Source organism: Kitasatospora sp. NPDC001603, from assembly GCF_040298365.1.
Taxonomy (GTDB): Bacteria; Actinomycetota; Actinomycetes; order Streptomycetales; family Streptomycetaceae; genus Kitasatospora.
Genome location: NZ_JBEPAA010000064.1, coordinates 1 through 15,282, shown reverse-complemented (window position 1 = coordinate 15,282; position 15,282 = coordinate 1). Strand labels below are relative to the sequence as shown.

Here is a 15,282-nt window from a genome sequence, read left to right as displayed (position 1 = left end):
GAGTGAAAGTCAGGAACGGCCTCCTCGACCTCCCGGAGCGCGTCCTGGATGACACGGGCGAGGGTCCGGGCACTCGCCCGGGCATCGGTCATCCCGTCGAGCCGGCGGTGCAGGAAGCCGGAGGTCGGCGGTGGCGGCGAGGCCGCCCCGGCGGTCGCGGAGGGCCGGCGGTAGTTCGAGGCCCGGGTCTCCGGCGAGCGGTTTCGGATCGATCGCCGGCCAGGGCGCGCAGCCACCCGGCGAAGGGGCAGGACAGGGCGGAGCGGTCTCAGGCTCGCCGGGCCAGCGCGGTGGCGGCGATCGCGGCGAACCCGTCCAGGTTGTCGAACATGATGTTGTGGCCGCAGTCCGGGACCGCCACCACCTCGACCCCCGACGCCCGCAGCCGCTCCGCCCCCGGCAGCTCGCCGTCGGCCTGCGGGTGGAGGAACGTCCTGGGGATCTCCAGGTCCAGCAGGATCTCGCGCATGGTCGGCACGGTGCCCCGGGCGGTGTGGACGGCGCTGCGGTGGAGGGCCTCGGGACCGGCCAGCCGCATGGTGGACCACCAGAGCGGCCCGACCCACCTCCGCACCTCCTCCCGGCCGCCGGCCAGGAACTCCTCCTCGCCGAAGGTCGCGATCCCACTGCTGCCCGGGCGGCGGACCGGCGTGACCGGATCGAGGTTGGCGTCGACCAGGAGGAGGTTCGCGACCAGCCGGGGGTGCCGGTGGGCGAGGACGATCGCCACCGCGCCGCCCATGCTGTGCCCGACCAGCTCGACCTCCGCCAGCCCGGCCTCGTCGAGCGCCGCCGCCACCGCGTCGGCGTGGGCCTCCAGCGTGTACGGGAAGTCGGTGGGCCGGTCGCTGATGCCGAAGCCCAGTAGATCCAGCAGGAGCGAGCGGCGCCCGGCCAGCAGCGGGTGGGCCGCCGCACCGGCGAAGTAGACGGGCGAGCTGGCCCCGAGGCCGTGCAGATAGACCCGGGCCGGCTCGGCACCGGGCACCTCCACCCAGCGGATCCGGTCCTCGCTCGGGGTGACGATGGCCTGGCGCATGGTCGTACTCCTTCTCGGGGCAGGGCTGAAGCAGGGCAGAGCAGGGCTGACGCGGGGCCGAACGCCCGGCCGGCGGGGCGCAGCGGATCCCCGCGACGGAAGGACCATACCTCGGCATCGAGGTATAGCGACAGCGAGGCAACGCAGCCCGATCTGAGAGAGTGGCCCCATGCTGAAGCTCGCGATCCTCGGGTTCCTCCGCGACCGGCCACTGCACGGCTATGAGCTGCGCCGCCACCTCGCCGCGCTCACCGGACACGTCCGGCCGATCAGCGACGGCACGCTCTACCCGGCGATCAAACGCCTGGAGGCCGACGACCTGCTGGTCCGTACGACCGAGCCGGGTACGGCGGCGGCGCCCCGGCACACCCTCCACCTCACCGAGGCCGGCCGGACCGCGCTGCTCGACCGGCTCCGCACCCCGGAGGACCTGGACATCAGCGACGAGAACCGCTGGTTCACCGTGCTGGCCTTCCTGCGCCACCTCGACGACGACCCGCGGGCACAGGCCGCCGTGCTGCGCCGCCGGCTCGCCTTCCTCAGCGAGCCGGCCAGCTTCTTCTACGACGGCGCCCGCCCGGTGGGCGCCGAGGAGTTCGGCGACCCGTTCCGGCGCGGGATGCTGCTGATCGCCCGGGCCACCACGGAGGCCGAGCTGGCCTGGCTGCGCGAGACCCTGGCCGCCCTCGACCGGGCCTGACCCGGGACACCGCGGCCCCCGCCTCCCGGCCGAGCCCGGGAGGCGGGGGCGAACCCGCTCGTGGTCAGTGCTGGTGGTGGGCGTGGACGACCGCGTGGCCGCGGCCCCGGCCGATCATCCACTTGTTGACCGGCACGGTCAGGGTGAACGCGAGGGCGAGCGAGCCCGCCAGCGCGACCCAGAACAGCGCGTCGCCGAGGCCCGCGTCCATCGCCCCCGGCACGGTGACCATCACGGTGTTGTCGATCAGCTCCATGACCAGGATCGACACGGTGTCGGCGGCCAGCGCGACCTTGACGGCGGCGCGGACGTCCAGCCCGGCCTTCAGCACGCCGCGCATGGTCAGGGCGTAGCCGAAGACGAAGGCCAGCAGCACCGAGAGCACCACGGTCGCACCGTTGTGCAGGCCGAAGGCGGTGCCGAGGACCATGCCCAGGATCTCGCCGATGGCGCAGCCGGTGAGGCAGTGCAGGGTCGCCTGGGCGGCGGTCCGCCAGCTCGCCCCACCGTCGCCGTGACCACCGCGGCCGCCGTGACCGGCGTGGTCGGCGTGGTCGGCGTGCGCCTCGTGGCCATGGTCGTGCTCGGCGTGCTGGTGCAGGTGTCCGTGCTCGTGCCCTACGGGATGCGCCATGTCGTCCTCCGCTTGCTCCGTGCCGTGCCCCTCGGTTCGTCGTCATCGAACATATACCCCCCAGGGGTATGGAGCAAGCAGTTCGGGCACCGCCTCGCCCTCTTCCCCCTCCGGCCCGCCCGTGCTCCGATGGGACGCATGGCCGATGAACGACGCAACGGGTACGAGGGAACCGGACCGGGCCCGATCACCCCGGACGGGTGCGCGGTGGAGATGTACGAGCGGCTGCCGCTGAACGGCGAGCCCGAGGTGATCAGGAAGGCGGTCCCCGCCGGAGCCCGCATCCTGGAGCTGGGCTGCGGGGTGGGCCGGATGACCCACCCCCTGCTCGACCTCGGCTTCACGGTGACGGCCGTGGACGAGTCCGCCGAGATGCTGGCCCGGGTCCGGGGCGCCCGGACGGTGCGCAGCCCGATCGAGCGGCTGGACCTCGGCGAGCGGTTCGACGTCGTCCTGCTCGCCTCCTTCCTGGTGCACGCCGGCGACCCGGCCGTCCGGCGCGGGCTGCTGGACACCTGCCGGCGGCACGTCGCGGACGACGGCCTGGTGCTGCTGCAGCGCGAGGGCGAGGACTGGATGCGCGACGTGCCGCGCGAGCGTCCGCTGGGCCGGGACGGGCTGGTGCGGGTGGCGTCGGTCACCCCGGTCGGGGACGGCGTGAACTCGGTGCACGTCGAGTACGAGTTCCCGGACGCGCGCTGGACCCAGACCTTCCTGTCCCGCCCGCTCGACACCGCCGCGTTCGAGCGGGCCCTGGCCGAGTCGGGGCTGGCCGTGGACGCCCACCTGACCGAGGACCGGACCTGGGTCCGGGCCCGCCCCGTCCCGCACTGAACGGAGCCGGGCCGCCGCCGGACCGGGCAGGCCGGAACGGGGGCGGAAGCGAGGCTGTCACCTTCACCGCGTAGCATCAGGCGCGCGCCGGGCCCGCGCAGCCCGAGCGCCGGGCGGACCCGGCGGTTCGCATGCCATCGGCATGTGCCCCGTGCATGCCGACGGCATGCTCCCGCACCGACCTACAAGGACCGCTGATGCTCATCGAGCGACGGATACCCCGGGCGGGTGTCCGGTGATCGACTGGTTCCACGGAGCCGTCCTCGGCCTGATCCAGGGGCTCACCGAGTTCCTGCCGATCTCCTCCAGTGCCCACCTGCGGGTCTTCTCGGCCCTGCTGGGCTGGGACGACCCGGGTGCGGCGTTCACCGCCGTGACCCAGCTCGGCACCGAGTCCGCCGTGCTGATCTACTTCCGCCGGGACATCGCCTCGATCGTGAAGACCTGGACGCTCTCGCTGTTCCGCCCGGCGCTGCGCTCGCACCAGGACGCCCGGATGGGCTGGTTCGTGATCATCGGCACGCTGCCGATCGGCATCCTCGGCAAGCTGTTCCAGGACACCATCGAGACCAACCTCCGCGACCTGCGGATCATCGGCACCACGCTGATCGTCTTCGGTCTGATCCTGGCGGTGGCCGACCGGACCCGGGCCGTCCGGCACGCCAAGCCGATCACCGACCTGACCCTGCCGCACGCCGCCGCCTACGGCATGGCGCAGGCACTCGCGCTGATCCCCGGCGTCTCCCGCTCCGGCGGCACCATCAGCGCCGGGCTGCTGCTCGGCTACAGCCGCGAGGCGGCCGCCCGGTACTCGTTCCTGCTCGCCATCCCGGCCGTGCTGGCCTCCGGCCTGCTGGAGCTGACCAAGATCGGCGAGGGCCCCTCACCGGCGTGGGGGCCGACCATCCTGGCCACCCTGATCGCCTTCGCGGTCGGCTACGCGGCGATCGCGTGGTTCCTGAAGTACATCTCGAACAACAGCTTCATGCCGTTCGTGGTGTACCGGGTGGCGCTGGGCATTCTGATCATCGTCCTGGTCAGCACCGGCACCCTGGCGGCCGACGCCGGCGTGGTGAAGTAGAACGCGGTTCCACCGAGGACCTCCCGGGACGACGAAGCGGGCCGGGCACCTGATCTGGTGCCCGGCCCGCTTCGTCGTACCCGGGATCGGGGTGTCGCCCCGGGTGTGGTGTCGGGGGGTCCTACCGACTTCGCTCGCGGGCGGCGGTCAGCCGGCCGCGCACGGCGGCGTGGACCTCGGCCTCCTCGGCCGGGTCGGCCGCGAGGCGGCGCAGGCGCTCCAGCACGCGGGCGTCGCCGGTGGTGGCGACGTGCCTCGCGGCGAGCTCACGGGTGGATTCCTCGCAGTCCCAGAGGCACTCGACGGCCGGGCCCTCGGGAAAGGCCACGTCGGTCGCGGCGAGCGCGCGGGCGGCCCGGCCGCGCAGCTCGGAGGAGGCGGCCTCGCCGTAGATGTGGCGCAGGACGGGGACGGCCTCGGCGGCGGCAAGCCGCCCCGCACCGTCGACCAGCGACCCGAGCCCGGGGCCGCCGACCCCGCGGACCGAGATCCAGCGGCGCAGCCCGGCCACCACGAGCGCCGCGTCGCCGGGCTCCCCGGCGTCGGCGAGCAGTTGGACGGCGGCCTCGCCGAGGGCGCTGTCCGCGCCGCCGGTGGCCGGGTCGGCCCAGCGGCGGGCGTGGGCCAGCGCCTCGGGGCCGCGCATCCGGCCGATCAGTTCCAGGGCGGCGCGCACCGTCCGGTCGTCGACATCGGCGGCGGCGGCCTCGATCAGGCCGGCGGCGGCCGGGTCCCGCTGGTCGACCAGGTAGCGCAGGGCGGCCCGGCGGGCACCGGGCAGTCCGTTCCGCGCGGCCTCCAGCACGGCGGGGCGGTCCTCGGGGCGGACCACGGCGGCCAGGCAGCGGGCGGCGGCGGCGGCCCTGCGGTCCACGGCATCGGGGCCGGCGGGATCACCGCCGTCGCGGGCGGGCTCCGGGCGGTCGGGCCGGCCGGCGAAGGCGGCGGCGCCGAGGCCGCCGAGCTCGCCCTGGTCGGCCCAGACGAGCACGTCGGCGGTGGACCAGCCCGGGGTCACGCCGGTGCGGTTCACCTGGCGCTGCCAGAGGTCGAACGGGGACTGCTCGCTCGCCGCCGCGACCCGCGGGTGGTAGGCCGCCCAGAGCCGCCACGGCCGTGGCTCGTACGCGCCGCGGATGAACTCACGCAGCTCGGCGTCGCCCTCGGGGCCCGGCGGGAACCGGTCCAGCACCGCGGTACCGAGCAGCAGCAGGCCGCGGTCGTCGTCGCGCAGCGCGAGCTCGTCCAGCGCCCAGGCCCAGTTGGTGCCGGTGGCGGCGTACTCGCGCAGCATCAGCAGCGCGTCGCGCCGGCCGTACGCGGCGAGGTGGCCCAGGACGGACAGGGCGAGACCGGTGCGGTACTCGTCGTCGTCGAGGAGGTCCTCCGGGTCGTGGAGGTGGTCCTCGATGCCGTCGAGCGGCGCCTCCAGTTCCATGTAGAGGCGCGCGTAGTAGAGGGAGCGGTTCTCGACCTGCCAGTCGGCTCTCGGGTCCCTGGTGACGCACTCCTGGAGCGCGGCGATGGCGTCGGTGCGGTCGGCGGCCAGCGCGTGGAGCTGCCCGTCACCGCGGCCTCGCTGAAGGAGGCCGAGGAGGCTGGCACTGGGTGCTATCACTGGCTCGAACATGAGGTCAGCATCCGTTGCGGCGGTCGTAGTGGCAACGGGATTTCCGTCGCCGGGGTCGGTGGTCGGTACTGCGGTGGGCGCCCGGGCGCCGGAATCACCGAAGGTTACCGCCTCGGACACCTCGCCGCACACAGGGCGATCGACCCTCCTGCCGCAGTGGCATATGCCGGGGGAATTTTGCCAGAGATCTGCTCAAATCCCCCACGAGGGTGACTCCGCTGTGCGACAGTCTTCTCACTGCTTGACAGCTTCCCACCTCACGGCCACCCCGCGGCCACCCTCCCCACCTCCCTCTCCGCCGGCCCGGAGCCGGCCTCGACCCGATGGAATCGCCATGAGCATGCCTGCCACTGCCGCCCGCCGGGCCGCCCGCCGCAGCGATGCCCGACGGACGGACACCGGGGCGGACGACGGGTCGGTGGGCGGCAGAGTGGACGGCACGACGCAGGCGCACTCCGGTCCCGTGGTCGGCTCCGCCGAGTGGGACCTCCTCACCGACGACGTCCGGTGGTCCGCCGAGGTGTACCGGCTGCTCGGCTGCGACCCGGGGCACGGACCGCTCAGCCTCGACCGGCTGCCCGACCGGCTCGCCGAGGCGGACCGGCCGCAGCTGCGCCGGATGATGACCGACGCCCTGGTGCACGGCCGCCACGCCTTCGGCACCCTCCAGGTCAGCCACCCCGACGGTGAGCGCACCACGGTGGAGTGCGCGGGCGAGCCGGTCCTCGGGAACGACGGCACCGTGACGGCGCTGCGGATGCTGCTGCGCCCCGCCGACCCCGACTGACGCAGGCCGCCCCCGGCCGACGCCGGGCCCCGGACGGCTCACAGCCCCGGGCGGCTCACAGCCCCGAACGCCCGGAGCACCGGGCGGCTCGGACGGACCGCGACCGGCTCAGGCGAACCTGGGCCGGTTCTTGGCGTCCGCCTGCCGCAACTCCCGCCCGAGCTCCACCCGCAGCTCGTCCACCACCGGCAGCCCCCGGTAGCGGGCGGTCAGCCGGTACATCTCGCGCAACCGGTCCCAGGTGCGGTGCGAGGAGTTCTGGCCGATCAGGTTCATCACCATCTTGGCCTGGAGTTCCGCCGCGTCGGGCTCCCCGCTGAGCCAGTGCACCGAGGCGAGCGTGATCCGGTCGAACAGCGCCGAACGCAGCTGACCGGTGCCCTCGCGCAGCTTGATCACCCGCTCGGCCTGGCGGCGCGCCTCCAGGGCGGCCGTCAGGTCGTGCTCGGCCAGGGTGCGCAGCACCAGCGCCTGCATCCCGCGCAGCTCGGCCTCGTCGAAGAGCTGCATCCAGGAGGGCGGCGGCTCGGACACGTCCTCGGCGAAGAGGTCCTCGGCCTCGCCGAGCAGCCGCCGGGTGTCCTGCGAGTGCCCGACCGAGGCGTGCGCCCAGGCCTCCACGGTGTTCAGCATCGCCCGGGTTCTGGGCAGCACCCGGCCGCCGCTCGCCCGGGCCGCGGCCATCAGGTCGATCGCGTCGTCGGCGCGGCCCAGGTGCACCATCTGGCGGGCGGCCCGGGAGATCGCCTCACCGGCCCGGGGGCGGTCGCCGGCCTCCTTGGCCGACTCGGCGGCGATCATGAAGTACTTCTGCGCGGTCGACTCCAGGCCGACGTCGTGCGACATCCAGCCGGCCAGCACCGCGAGGTTGGCCGCGACCAGCCAGAGCCGCTGCTCCACGGCCTGGCCGTGGCGGTGCGTCAGCAGCCCGCCCACCTCGTTGAGCTGTCCCACCACCGCCTTGCGCTGGAGGCCGCCGCCGCGCGCCGCGTCCCAGGCGCGGAACACCTGGACCGAGCGCTCCAGTGCCTCCACCTCGTCGAGCCCGACCGGGCCCGCGTCGTACACGTCCACCACCGGGCGGGCCCCGCCCTGGGTGACCACCTGTCGGGGGCCCGGCGCGGCGGCCGCGTACGCGACGGCGTCCCCGCCCAGCCAGCCCTTGAGAGTGTCGGCGATGACCGCCCCGGCCGTGAGCGCGGCGCCCGCACCCACCAATCCACGTCGGTTGAGCATGAGGTCCATTCCCGTGAACTCGGTGAGGACCGCGGCCGTACGATCCGGCTCCCATGGATGTGCTGCGGACTGCGCCGCTCCGGTCCTGGTGGGCCGGTGTCGTTCCAGACCGAGGTCCTCAATGGTGACGACACGGCCGAGCCGCTCCGTGAACACGGACGCCAGTACCCTCGGCACCGGATCGCGCGGGATCTCTCCGTGCTCGATCCAGCGCCGGACCCGCGAGGTGTCGGTGGACAGCTGCTGCTCTCCCATGGCCGCACCACGCCGGTTGACCAGCCGTGCGAGCTCGCCCTTCGACCATCCGGCCAGGACGAACAGATCGGCGAGTCGGGTGTTGGGTCCCCTGCTCACGTGAAGCCCCCAGGTTCCTCGGCTGGTTCAGGCTAGATGCTCCGTCATGTGCCAGGCGAGCATTCGCCAGGCTTCGCCAGGGTCCGCCACATTACTAACCAGTGCCGTCCGGGTGTGATGTAGAGGTGCGCCACCTCGCCCCTCGGGTCGGGCGGCGCCCCGGGCAGGTGGGGGGTGCTCCCCCGACCGTGTCACGGGGCGTCCCCGGTCCTCACCCGAGGGGGTGGCGCGGCCGGGTGGCGCGGGGGCGCCGGGCACGGCCACGGCAGTCCGGTCGTCCGCATTCCCCAGGGTGCGGAACGACCGGGTCACCGCCGAAGCAAGGGGCTCCGGCCCCCGCGTCCGTGCCCGGCGCCCGCGCTCCACCCACCGCACCGAGACAGGGCCGCCGTCACGCCAGCAAGCACGCGGCACCGGCCCTCCCCGCACCGCGGGGCGCACCCGCCGACGGACAGAAAGGGACCACCCTCACCCCATGTACTCCTCCGCGACCTCCCCCACGCCGACCGCGACCCGCACCCCGCTGCGCCCCCCGGGCGCGGCCGCCGGCCGTCCCGGTCCGAAGCAGCTGCCGCCGAGCCGCCCCGCGGTGCCGCGCGGCGCCGACGGCCGGACCACGGACGCGCGGGGCCAGGCCGCCCGGACGGCGCTGGGGCTGCGCGCCCCCGAGTCCGTCCTGCCCCCGGGCGCCCGGATGCCGGCCGTCCGGCCCGGCGACGGCCGGATGCTCCGCCCGCCGATGCGGCCCGGTCAGCCCGGTGCCCCCGAGCGGATCGACCCGGCGGCGCTGCAGACCCCGGCCGTACGGGCCGCGCTGGCGGGTGTCGCCCGGATATGCCCCGCCTTCACCCCGCGCCAGGTGCTGCGCGAGGGCAGCCGCCACATCCTGGTGGCGGGCACCATCGGGCGCGCGCCGGTGGTCGCCAAGTGCCTGGCCCCGCAGGCGGTGCGGAGCGAGTACTTCGAGCAGCTGGTGGCCGACTTCCACCACGAGGTCGCGGTCTACCGCGCCTTCGTCCGGCACCGCCCGCCGGTGCGGCTGCCCCGGCTGGTCGCGGCCGACCACGACCGCTGCGTGCTCGTCATGGAGCGCGTGCCCGGCCGGCCCGCCGCCCGGGAGCGCCACCCCGCCAACGCGCCGACCCCGGGCGAGGTGCGGGCGCTGCTCGGCGCGGTCCGCACGCTCAACCTGTGGCGGCCGCCGACCGACGTCTTCCAGCCACGGCTGGACTACCAGGTGGAGATCGCCCGCTACCACTCGGTGGGACAGCTCACCGACCGGGACGCCGGCGACCTGCGCGGCCTGCTGCACGGCCTGAGCCACGCCCCGCTCCAGCTCTGTCACGGCGACGCCCTGCTCAGCAACATGCTGCTGGCGCCCTCCGGGCCGGTCCTGGTCGACTGGGAGCAGGCCGGCTGGTACCTGCCGGGCTACGACCTGGCCGTGCTCTGGAGCGTCCTCTCCGGGGACACCGCCGCCCGCCGGCAGATCAGCCAACTCGCGCAGAGCGGCGGCACACTGGCCCGGGACGCGTTCCTGGTGAACCTGGTGCTCGTGCTGATGCGGGAGATCCGGCTGTACGACGTGCCCGGCGCCGGCGAGGAGCAGCGGATCATGATCCGCCGGCTGTACGACGACGCGGCGCTGGCCCGCCGGGCCGTCCGCGCCGCCGTCGGCACCCGCTGAGCCGGGCGAACGGCCCGGGCCCCGACCGCTCGCGCACGATCGGTCGGGGCCCGGGCCGTTCGGGCCGCGGCCGGGCCAGGCCGGTCAGAGGCGTCGCCCGCGCTCCAGGGCGGCCCGGCCGGCGGCGTCCAGGACGGCCTCGTCCGGGGCGAAGTGGACACGGCTGCTGAGCACGTCCCGCAGATAGCGCTCCAGCGGGTGACGCCGGCTCAGGCCGGGGTTGCCGGTGAGCGAGACCGCCTGCTGGACGGCCGCTATCGCCGCCCGGGTGGCGAGCAGTTGTGCCGGACCGGTCCGGGCGACGGCGTCCGGTTCGGCCCGGTCCACCCGCGGTGCCAGTCCGTTGACCAGTTCCTCGGCGCCGATCAGCTGGGCCTCGATCTCGCCCAGCGCGCAGCGGTACCGGGGCAGGCTGCCGAGCGGCTCGGTGAGGTTGGCCGGAGTGCGCTGGTGGAGGAAGCGGACCAGCCACTGCTCGGCGGCGCGGGCGACCCCGAGGGCGACCGCGGACAGGGCCAGATCGTGCCAGGCGCGGGTGAGTTCGGCGGCGGGCACCGCGGCCGCGGCACCCGCGTCCTCGATGCCGCCGGCCTCGGCGCCCCTGACCTCGACGCCCCTGGCCTCGGCACCGGACGGCGCGGTTCCGGCGCGGGCGGGCCCGCCGGCCCGGCCGGTGGTCCTCGGGCCGGTGCCCCTCGGGGCGGTGAGTCCGAGCGCGAGTTCGCCCGGCACCCGGACGGCGTCCAGGACGACGTCGTGGCTGGCGCTGGCCCGCAGGCCGAGCTGGTCCCAGGTCGGATCGACCTCGATGCCCTCGCTGTCCCCGCGCACCAGGAAGGTGCCGATCCGCGGCACCGGCTCCTCGGTCCGTGCGGTGACGGCCATCCAGGCCAGCGCCTCGGCACCGGCGCAGTACGTCTTTCGGCCACTGAGCAGCCAGCCGTCACCGTCCCGCCTGGCCACCGTGGCCGGCTGGGCGCCGCCCTGGCCGCCCGGCTCCGCGCGCAGGGTGTTGACCAGGGCGGGCCCCCGGCGGGACTCGGTGAGCAGCCGCCGGTAGCCGGCCGCCGGCCAGGCGGCCACCCGGGCCTGCTCGGCGTGCTGCAGCAGCGTGAAGGCGGTGACCACGGCCACCGAGGCGTCCCCCCTGCCGAGTTGGGCGAGCACCCGGACGGTGTCGGCGAGCGTGCCGCCGGGGCCGCCGTACCGCTGTCCGACGGTGAGGGTGAGCAGACCGGCCTCGTGCACCGCCTCGATGCCCTGGTAGGGGAAGGTGGCGTCGCGGTCGTGTTCCTCGGCGCGGGCCGCCAGCAGGTCCACGACCCGGGGCAGCCCGGCGAGGGCGGCGGCGACGGGCGACTGATCGGCAGCGGTGGTGGTCATGGTGCTGGTGCCTCCGGGCGGCAGCGTGGGCTCGGCAAGTGCGGGCGGCACGCCGGACGGGCGCGCGGTACCGGTGGACGGCCCCGGAAGTCAGCGCAACACCCGCCCCCGGATCGGCGCCGGCCACTCGGCCGGGCACCCGCCGCCTCGGGGACGGATCCCCCTCAGTGGCCCGGACACGCCGCGCTTGCGGTGCGCCGCAGGTCCAGGTAGCTGCGACGGGTCAGCAGCGGGAGACGGCACGACATGTTCGCGACTGTACGAAGCGATGATCGAAACCGTCAAGCAGTGCCCGGAGCGCGGAACGGCCCCGGCCGCGCCGCCGCGGGAGTGCCGGTCAGCCCTGCTGGAACATGTCCGCCGGGAGCGGCTTGAGCAGCTGGTAGAGGTCGTCCGAAATCGGTCGGTCCCAGGAGGCGATGGTGACCTGGACGCCGTCGCTGCGGCCGAACTGCGAGCAGAACACCCGGCCCTCGCTGACCTTGACCTTCTTCACGATCAGCAGGTCGTCCCCGAGCATCACCGGGAAGTCCTCCGCCGAGACGAACTCGACCGGTTCTTCGTTCTCCAGCGCCGCGAGCAGCTGCCGGACCTCGAAGGGCACCTCGTCCCCGGTCTCGCGGGCCGGCGAGCCCTCGGGGAGGTTGCCGATGAACATCGCCGGGCCTCTGCCTCCGAACAGGTCGTAGCGGAGGAAAATCCCCTGACAGGAGCCGTCCGGGCCGGTCATCATGGCCGCGCCGAAGTCGCCGGGCCAGTCGCCCGGGTCCATGGCGAGCACGTCGAAGTCCGGGCCGGTGGGCTGTCCGGAGCGACGGCGGAGAAAAGACATGGGAACATCGTACGTGCCCGGCACACCACTCTCGCGGGGTGGGTGGGGCGCTGGACGGAGATCCACGCTCAGAGACCAATGTTGACTCTGAGCAACCGTCCGGGCTACGTTCGGTTCAGCACGACAGCCGTTCTGGGTTTCACCCTTCGGGGGGACGGCATGTCGCAACGCGGCCCTACACGCGTATCCCTCACTGTGCACATCGTCGTGCCGATCCGCCGAGCACCCAGCTTCGTCGTCGCACACAGCACAGCACACAAGCCAGCAGTTCGAAGCCACACAAGCAAGGTCCGCGGGGCCCCGGCCCGTCGCTCCCGCGGATCTGCTCGGGACGCCGCCGCGTGGGGGCGTGCGGGTCCCGAGCACCCGGCACCGACGTCGAGTCGCTCTCGGCAGCGGTGTCAGCCTCCCGGCGACTGCCGGCCCCTTGTGGGCCGGGACCGGCCAACGCACCCCCGGTGCGCAGGGGATGACTGGGAGGCAGGTCCGGCGTGACTGCCGGGCTGCACAGCAGGCGCCGTGTCTGGCCGCGTGGGGGCGGTGGGCACGGCGTCTGCCTGTGCTCATACTCTGAGCTGCGCTTGTCTAACAGTCAACAGAATTTATGACCGGGTACGCTCAAGGCTGATCACAAGATGGGAACGGGCCCCTCACGGGACCCGTTCCGGCACTTCCCTCCCTGCGCCCCGGCCGGTGCGCGGCGGCCAGGACGGGCGATCAGGCGGGTCGGGCAGGCCGGGCGGGCCGGGCGGGCCTCAGGTGAGGTCGAACTCGCCGTCCCGGGCGCCGAGCACGAAGGCCCGCCACTCGCCCGGTGTGAAGACCAGGACCGGCCCGTCCTCCTGGCGGCCGTCCCGCATGCCGATGTAGCCGTCCACGAACGCGATCTGGACATCCCCGACCCCCTGACTGCTGCACAGCCAGGTCGCCCCGGTGAAGTCCACCTTCGGCTTCCCGCTCGGCGCGAGCTCCGGCGACGGTGCGGGCACCTCGACGCCCGTGCCCACGGCCGACTCCACGTCAGTCCCGATATTGGCTGCCATTACTGGTCTCCTCCCGACGGCTTTCGAGGCCAGCCTAGTCACCGCCGCCGCCCCGGTCAGCGGGTTGCCGAGGACTCCCCCGACCGGGGGCGGCGCTCCGCCGGCGGGCCCCGCGGGCCGCCGCGCTGTGCTAGGGGATGGGGGCGAAGTCGCGTCGGATCAGGCCGCGGCGCACACACCTAGGGCCCACGGCCGGAAAGCGTCCGTCGATCGGGCCGGGCGCCCCGTCCGGAGCGTGTCCCGCCCCGCCGGGCGGCGCCCGAGCTGCCAGAGTGAGGAGGGCCCGCACCCCGACGCCCCCAGGAGCAGCCGATGAGCCGCCGGGACGGCACCAGCGCCGATGTCATCCCCATCTCCGAGGCCCCCTCGGCCCACCCCCCGGCGCCCCGCACCCCGCCCGCGCGCACCCCCCTGCCCCGGTCGGCCCCCGGCCGGCCGCCCCTGCACGGACGGGTCGGGGTCGTCCTGGTCTCGCACAGCCAGGAGCTGGCCGCCGCGGTACGCGCCCTGGCGCTCGCGCTGGCCGGTACCGACTCCCCCTCCCCGGTGGCCGCGACCGGCGGCGACCCGGACTCCGGTCCGGGCATCAGCGCCGTCCTGGTGTCCGCCGCCACCCGCCGGGTCGACCAGGGGCACGGGGTGGTGATGCTCGCCGACCTCGGCAGCGCGGTGACCACCGTCCGGGCCCTGCTCTCCGACGCGGACGAGCACGGGCTGCCGTTCCCGGTCCGGTTCGCCGACGCACCGTTCGTGGAGGGCGCGGTGGCCGCGGTCGCGACGGCCACCGCCGGCGGCGACCTCGCCGCGGTCCTGGACGCGGCCGAGGAGGCGTACCGCCAGCGCAAGGACTGAGCGGGCCGGGACCGCCGGACCCTTCTCGCCGTTCCGCCCCACCGCGGGTGACCACCCGGCTACCATCGGCACAGGGCCGGGCCGGGCGGGCCGGGCGGGTGCGGAGGGGGAGCCCCAGCCATGCGCGTGGTCGTCACCGGCGGAGCCGGATTCATCGGGGCCAACCTGGTCCGGGCCCTGCTGGCCCGCCCCGAGGTGGAGCTGGTCCGGGTGGTGGACAACCTGTCCACGGGCCACAAGGCGAACCTGGCCGGCGTCGACGCCGCCCTGTACGAGGGCAGCATCCTCGACCCCGCCCTGCTGGACGAGGCCTTCGCGGGCGCCGACGCGGTGGTGCACCTGGCCGCCCTGCCGTCCGTCCCGCGCTCCGTCGCGGACCCGCTGGCCAGCCACCACGCCAACGCGACCGGCACCCTGGAGGTGCTGGAGGCGGCCCGCCGGGCCGGCGGGCTGTACGTGGCCGCCGCCTCCTCGTCCTCGGTCTACGGCGCCAACCGCGAGCTGCCCAAGCGCGAGACCATGCGCACCGCGCCGATGAGCCCCTACGCGGTCAGCAAGCTGGCCTCCGAGTCCTACCTGGCCGCCTACCACCACTGCTACGGGCTGGGCGTGCTGCCGCTGCGGTTCTTCAACGTCTTCGGCCCGCTCCAGCCCGCCGGGCACGCCTACGCGGCCGTGGTACCGGCCTTCCTGGACGCGGCCCTGGCCGGGCGGCCGGTGACGGTGCACGGGGACGGCGGCCAGAGCCGGGACTTCACCTACATCGGCACCGTCACCGAGGTGATCACCGAGGCGGTGCTGCGCCGGGTGGTGCACGCCGATCCGGTCAACCTGGCCTTCGGCACCCGGACGTCGCTGCTGGAGCTGGTCGGCACGATGGAGTCGGTGCTGGGGCGGCCGGTCGCGGTGACCCACACCGACCCGCGGCCCGGCGACGTCCGGGACTCGCAGGCCGACAACGCGCGGCTGCGCGAGCTCTTCCCGGACGTCCGGCCGGTGGCGCTGCGCGAGGGGCTGGAGCGAACGGCGGAGTGGTTCCGCACGCTCTGACGCGCGGGGCGGGGCCGGGGCGGTGCGGTGCTCGCGGCCCGGCGCTCACAGCCCGGCGCTCGGCCCCAGGCGCTCGGCCCTCGGCGAAGGCAGCGGCGCCCGCCGCCGTCCGGAAGATCCCGGACGGCGGCGGGCCGCCG

General features: G+C 74.8%; 14 protein-coding genes. 7 read left to right on the top strand and 7 right to left on the bottom strand.

What is annotated here, in order from left to right; genetic code table 11:
* Positions 1 to 268: 268 nt before the first annotated feature.
* The gene (locus ABT263_RS29900) at positions 269 to 1,039 is read right to left on the bottom strand and encodes an alpha/beta fold hydrolase (RefSeq protein ID WP_352295063.1); all 771 of its coding nucleotides are present in this window, start codon (positions 1,037 to 1,039) and stop codon (positions 269 to 271) included.
* A 169-nt stretch (positions 1,040 to 1,208) separates the two neighbouring features.
* Between ABT263_RS29900 and ABT263_RS29895 the strand changes: the two genes are divergently transcribed.
* The gene (locus tag ABT263_RS29895; RefSeq protein ID WP_352295061.1) at positions 1,209 to 1,739 is read left to right on the top strand and encodes a PadR family transcriptional regulator; all 531 of its coding nucleotides are present in this window, start codon (positions 1,209 to 1,211) and stop codon (positions 1,737 to 1,739) included.
* A gap of 64 nt (positions 1,740 to 1,803) precedes the next feature.
* Here the strand turns inward: ABT263_RS29895 and ABT263_RS29890 are convergent, their stop codons facing one another.
* Entirely contained in the window at positions 1,804 to 2,373 is a 570-nt protein-coding gene (locus tag ABT263_RS29890; RefSeq protein ID WP_352295059.1) for a DUF4396 domain-containing protein, read from the bottom strand.
* A 138-nt stretch (positions 2,374 to 2,511) separates the two neighbouring features.
* Between ABT263_RS29890 and ABT263_RS29885 the strand changes: the two genes are divergently transcribed.
* Together ABT263_RS29885 and ABT263_RS29880 are read left to right on the top strand one after the other, a co-directional pair.
* Positions 2,512 to 3,207 carry a class I SAM-dependent methyltransferase gene (locus ABT263_RS29885; RefSeq protein ID WP_352295057.1) on the top strand — a complete coding sequence of 232 codons (696 nt, stop codon included), beginning with the start codon at positions 2,512 to 2,514 and terminating at the stop codon, positions 3,205 to 3,207.
* A 238-nt stretch (positions 3,208 to 3,445) separates the two neighbouring features.
* Positions 3,446 to 4,288 carry an undecaprenyl-diphosphate phosphatase gene (locus ABT263_RS29880; RefSeq protein WP_329492356.1) on the top strand — a complete coding sequence of 281 codons (843 nt, stop codon included), beginning with the start codon at positions 3,446 to 3,448 and terminating at the stop codon, positions 4,286 to 4,288.
* A gap of 121 nt (positions 4,289 to 4,409) precedes the next feature.
* Here the strand turns inward: ABT263_RS29880 and ABT263_RS29875 are convergent, their stop codons facing one another.
* Entirely contained in the window at positions 4,410 to 5,918 is a 1,509-nt protein-coding gene (locus ABT263_RS29875; RefSeq protein WP_352295055.1) for a HEAT repeat domain-containing protein, read from the bottom strand.
* A 334-nt stretch (positions 5,919 to 6,252) separates the two neighbouring features.
* Between ABT263_RS29875 and ABT263_RS29870 the strand changes: the two genes are divergently transcribed.
* Positions 6,253 to 6,705: a PAS domain-containing protein gene (locus tag ABT263_RS29870; RefSeq protein WP_329490839.1), complete on the top strand. Its 453-nt coding sequence runs from the start codon at positions 6,253 to 6,255 to the stop codon at positions 6,703 to 6,705.
* Between the two features lie 108 nt (positions 6,706 to 6,813).
* Here ABT263_RS29870 and ABT263_RS29865 read toward each other — a convergent pair whose 3' ends face one another.
* Entirely contained in the window at positions 6,814 to 8,295 is a 1,482-nt protein-coding gene (locus ABT263_RS29865; protein ID WP_352295053.1) for a DNA-binding protein NsdB, read from the bottom strand.
* 694 nt (positions 8,296 to 8,989) lie between these two features.
* On the opposite strand from ABT263_RS29865, the gene ABT263_RS29860 reads away from it, so the two are divergent.
* Entirely contained in the window at positions 8,990 to 9,982 is a 993-nt protein-coding gene (locus tag ABT263_RS29860) for an aminoglycoside phosphotransferase family protein (protein ID WP_380391653.1), read from the top strand.
* 84 nt (positions 9,983 to 10,066) lie between these two features.
* Here ABT263_RS29860 and ABT263_RS29855 read toward each other — a convergent pair whose 3' ends face one another.
* The 3 genes from ABT263_RS29855 to ABT263_RS29845 all read right to left on the bottom strand — a co-directional run bounded on the left by ABT263_RS29855 (position 10,067) and on the right by ABT263_RS29845 (position 13,240).
* On the bottom strand, positions 10,067 to 11,365 hold the full coding sequence (locus ABT263_RS29855) for an acyl-CoA dehydrogenase family protein (RefSeq protein ID WP_352295049.1): 1,299 nt from the start codon (positions 11,363 to 11,365) through the stop codon (positions 10,067 to 10,069).
* 337 nt (positions 11,366 to 11,702) lie between these two features.
* The gene (locus ABT263_RS29850; RefSeq protein ID WP_329490835.1) at positions 11,703 to 12,197 is read right to left on the bottom strand and encodes a hypothetical protein; all 495 of its coding nucleotides are present in this window, start codon (positions 12,195 to 12,197) and stop codon (positions 11,703 to 11,705) included.
* A gap of 755 nt (positions 12,198 to 12,952) precedes the next feature.
* Positions 12,953 to 13,240 carry a DUF397 domain-containing protein gene (locus ABT263_RS29845; RefSeq protein WP_352295047.1) on the bottom strand — a complete coding sequence of 96 codons (288 nt, stop codon included), beginning with the start codon at positions 13,238 to 13,240 and terminating at the stop codon, positions 12,953 to 12,955.
* 312 nt (positions 13,241 to 13,552) lie between these two features.
* Here ABT263_RS29845 and ABT263_RS29840 point away from each other — a divergent pair, with 312 nt between their 5' ends.
* Together ABT263_RS29840 and ABT263_RS29835 are read left to right on the top strand one after the other, a co-directional pair.
* Entirely contained in the window at positions 13,553 to 14,092 is a 540-nt protein-coding gene (locus tag ABT263_RS29840; protein WP_329490833.1) for a PTS-dependent dihydroxyacetone kinase phosphotransferase subunit DhaM, read from the top strand.
* A 120-nt stretch (positions 14,093 to 14,212) separates the two neighbouring features.
* The gene (locus tag ABT263_RS29835; protein ID WP_352295045.1) at positions 14,213 to 15,142 is read left to right on the top strand and encodes an NAD-dependent epimerase/dehydratase family protein; all 930 of its coding nucleotides are present in this window, start codon (positions 14,213 to 14,215) and stop codon (positions 15,140 to 15,142) included.
* The last annotated feature ends 140 nt before the right edge of the window (positions 15,143 to 15,282 follow it).

Bases quoted from the DNA above. Each gene is read 5' to 3' on its own strand.
- ABT263_RS29900 (WP_352295063.1), bottom strand. From the start codon at position 1,039: ATGCGCCAGGCCATCGTCACCCCGAGCGAGGACCGGATCCGCTGGGTG.
- ABT263_RS29895 (WP_352295061.1), top strand. From the start codon at position 1,209: ATGCTGAAGCTCGCGATCCTCGGGTTCCTCCGCGACCGGCCACTGCAC.
- ABT263_RS29890 (WP_352295059.1), bottom strand. From the start codon at position 2,373: ATGGCGCATCCCGTAGGGCACGAGCACGGACACCTGCACCAGCACGCC.
- ABT263_RS29885 (WP_352295057.1), top strand. From the start codon at position 2,512: ATGGCCGATGAACGACGCAACGGGTACGAGGGAACCGGACCGGGCCCG.
- ABT263_RS29875 (WP_352295055.1), bottom strand. From the start codon at position 5,918: ATGTTCGAGCCAGTGATAGCACCCAGTGCCAGCCTCCTCGGCCTCCTT.
- ABT263_RS29870 (WP_329490839.1), top strand. From the start codon at position 6,253: ATGAGCATGCCTGCCACTGCCGCCCGCCGGGCCGCCCGCCGCAGCGAT.
- ABT263_RS29860 (WP_380391653.1), top strand. From the start codon at position 8,990: ATGCCGGCCGTCCGGCCCGGCGACGGCCGGATGCTCCGCCCGCCGATG.
- ABT263_RS29855 (WP_352295049.1), bottom strand. From the start codon at position 11,365: ATGACCACCACCGCTGCCGATCAGTCGCCCGTCGCCGCCGCCCTCGCC.
- ABT263_RS29850 (WP_329490835.1), bottom strand. From the start codon at position 12,197: ATGTCTTTTCTCCGCCGTCGCTCCGGACAGCCCACCGGCCCGGACTTC.
- ABT263_RS29845 (WP_352295047.1), bottom strand. From the start codon at position 13,240: ATGGCAGCCAATATCGGGACTGACGTGGAGTCGGCCGTGGGCACGGGC.
- ABT263_RS29840 (WP_329490833.1), top strand. From the start codon at position 13,553: ATGAGCCGCCGGGACGGCACCAGCGCCGATGTCATCCCCATCTCCGAG.
- ABT263_RS29835 (WP_352295045.1), top strand. From the start codon at position 14,213: ATGCGCGTGGTCGTCACCGGCGGAGCCGGATTCATCGGGGCCAACCTG.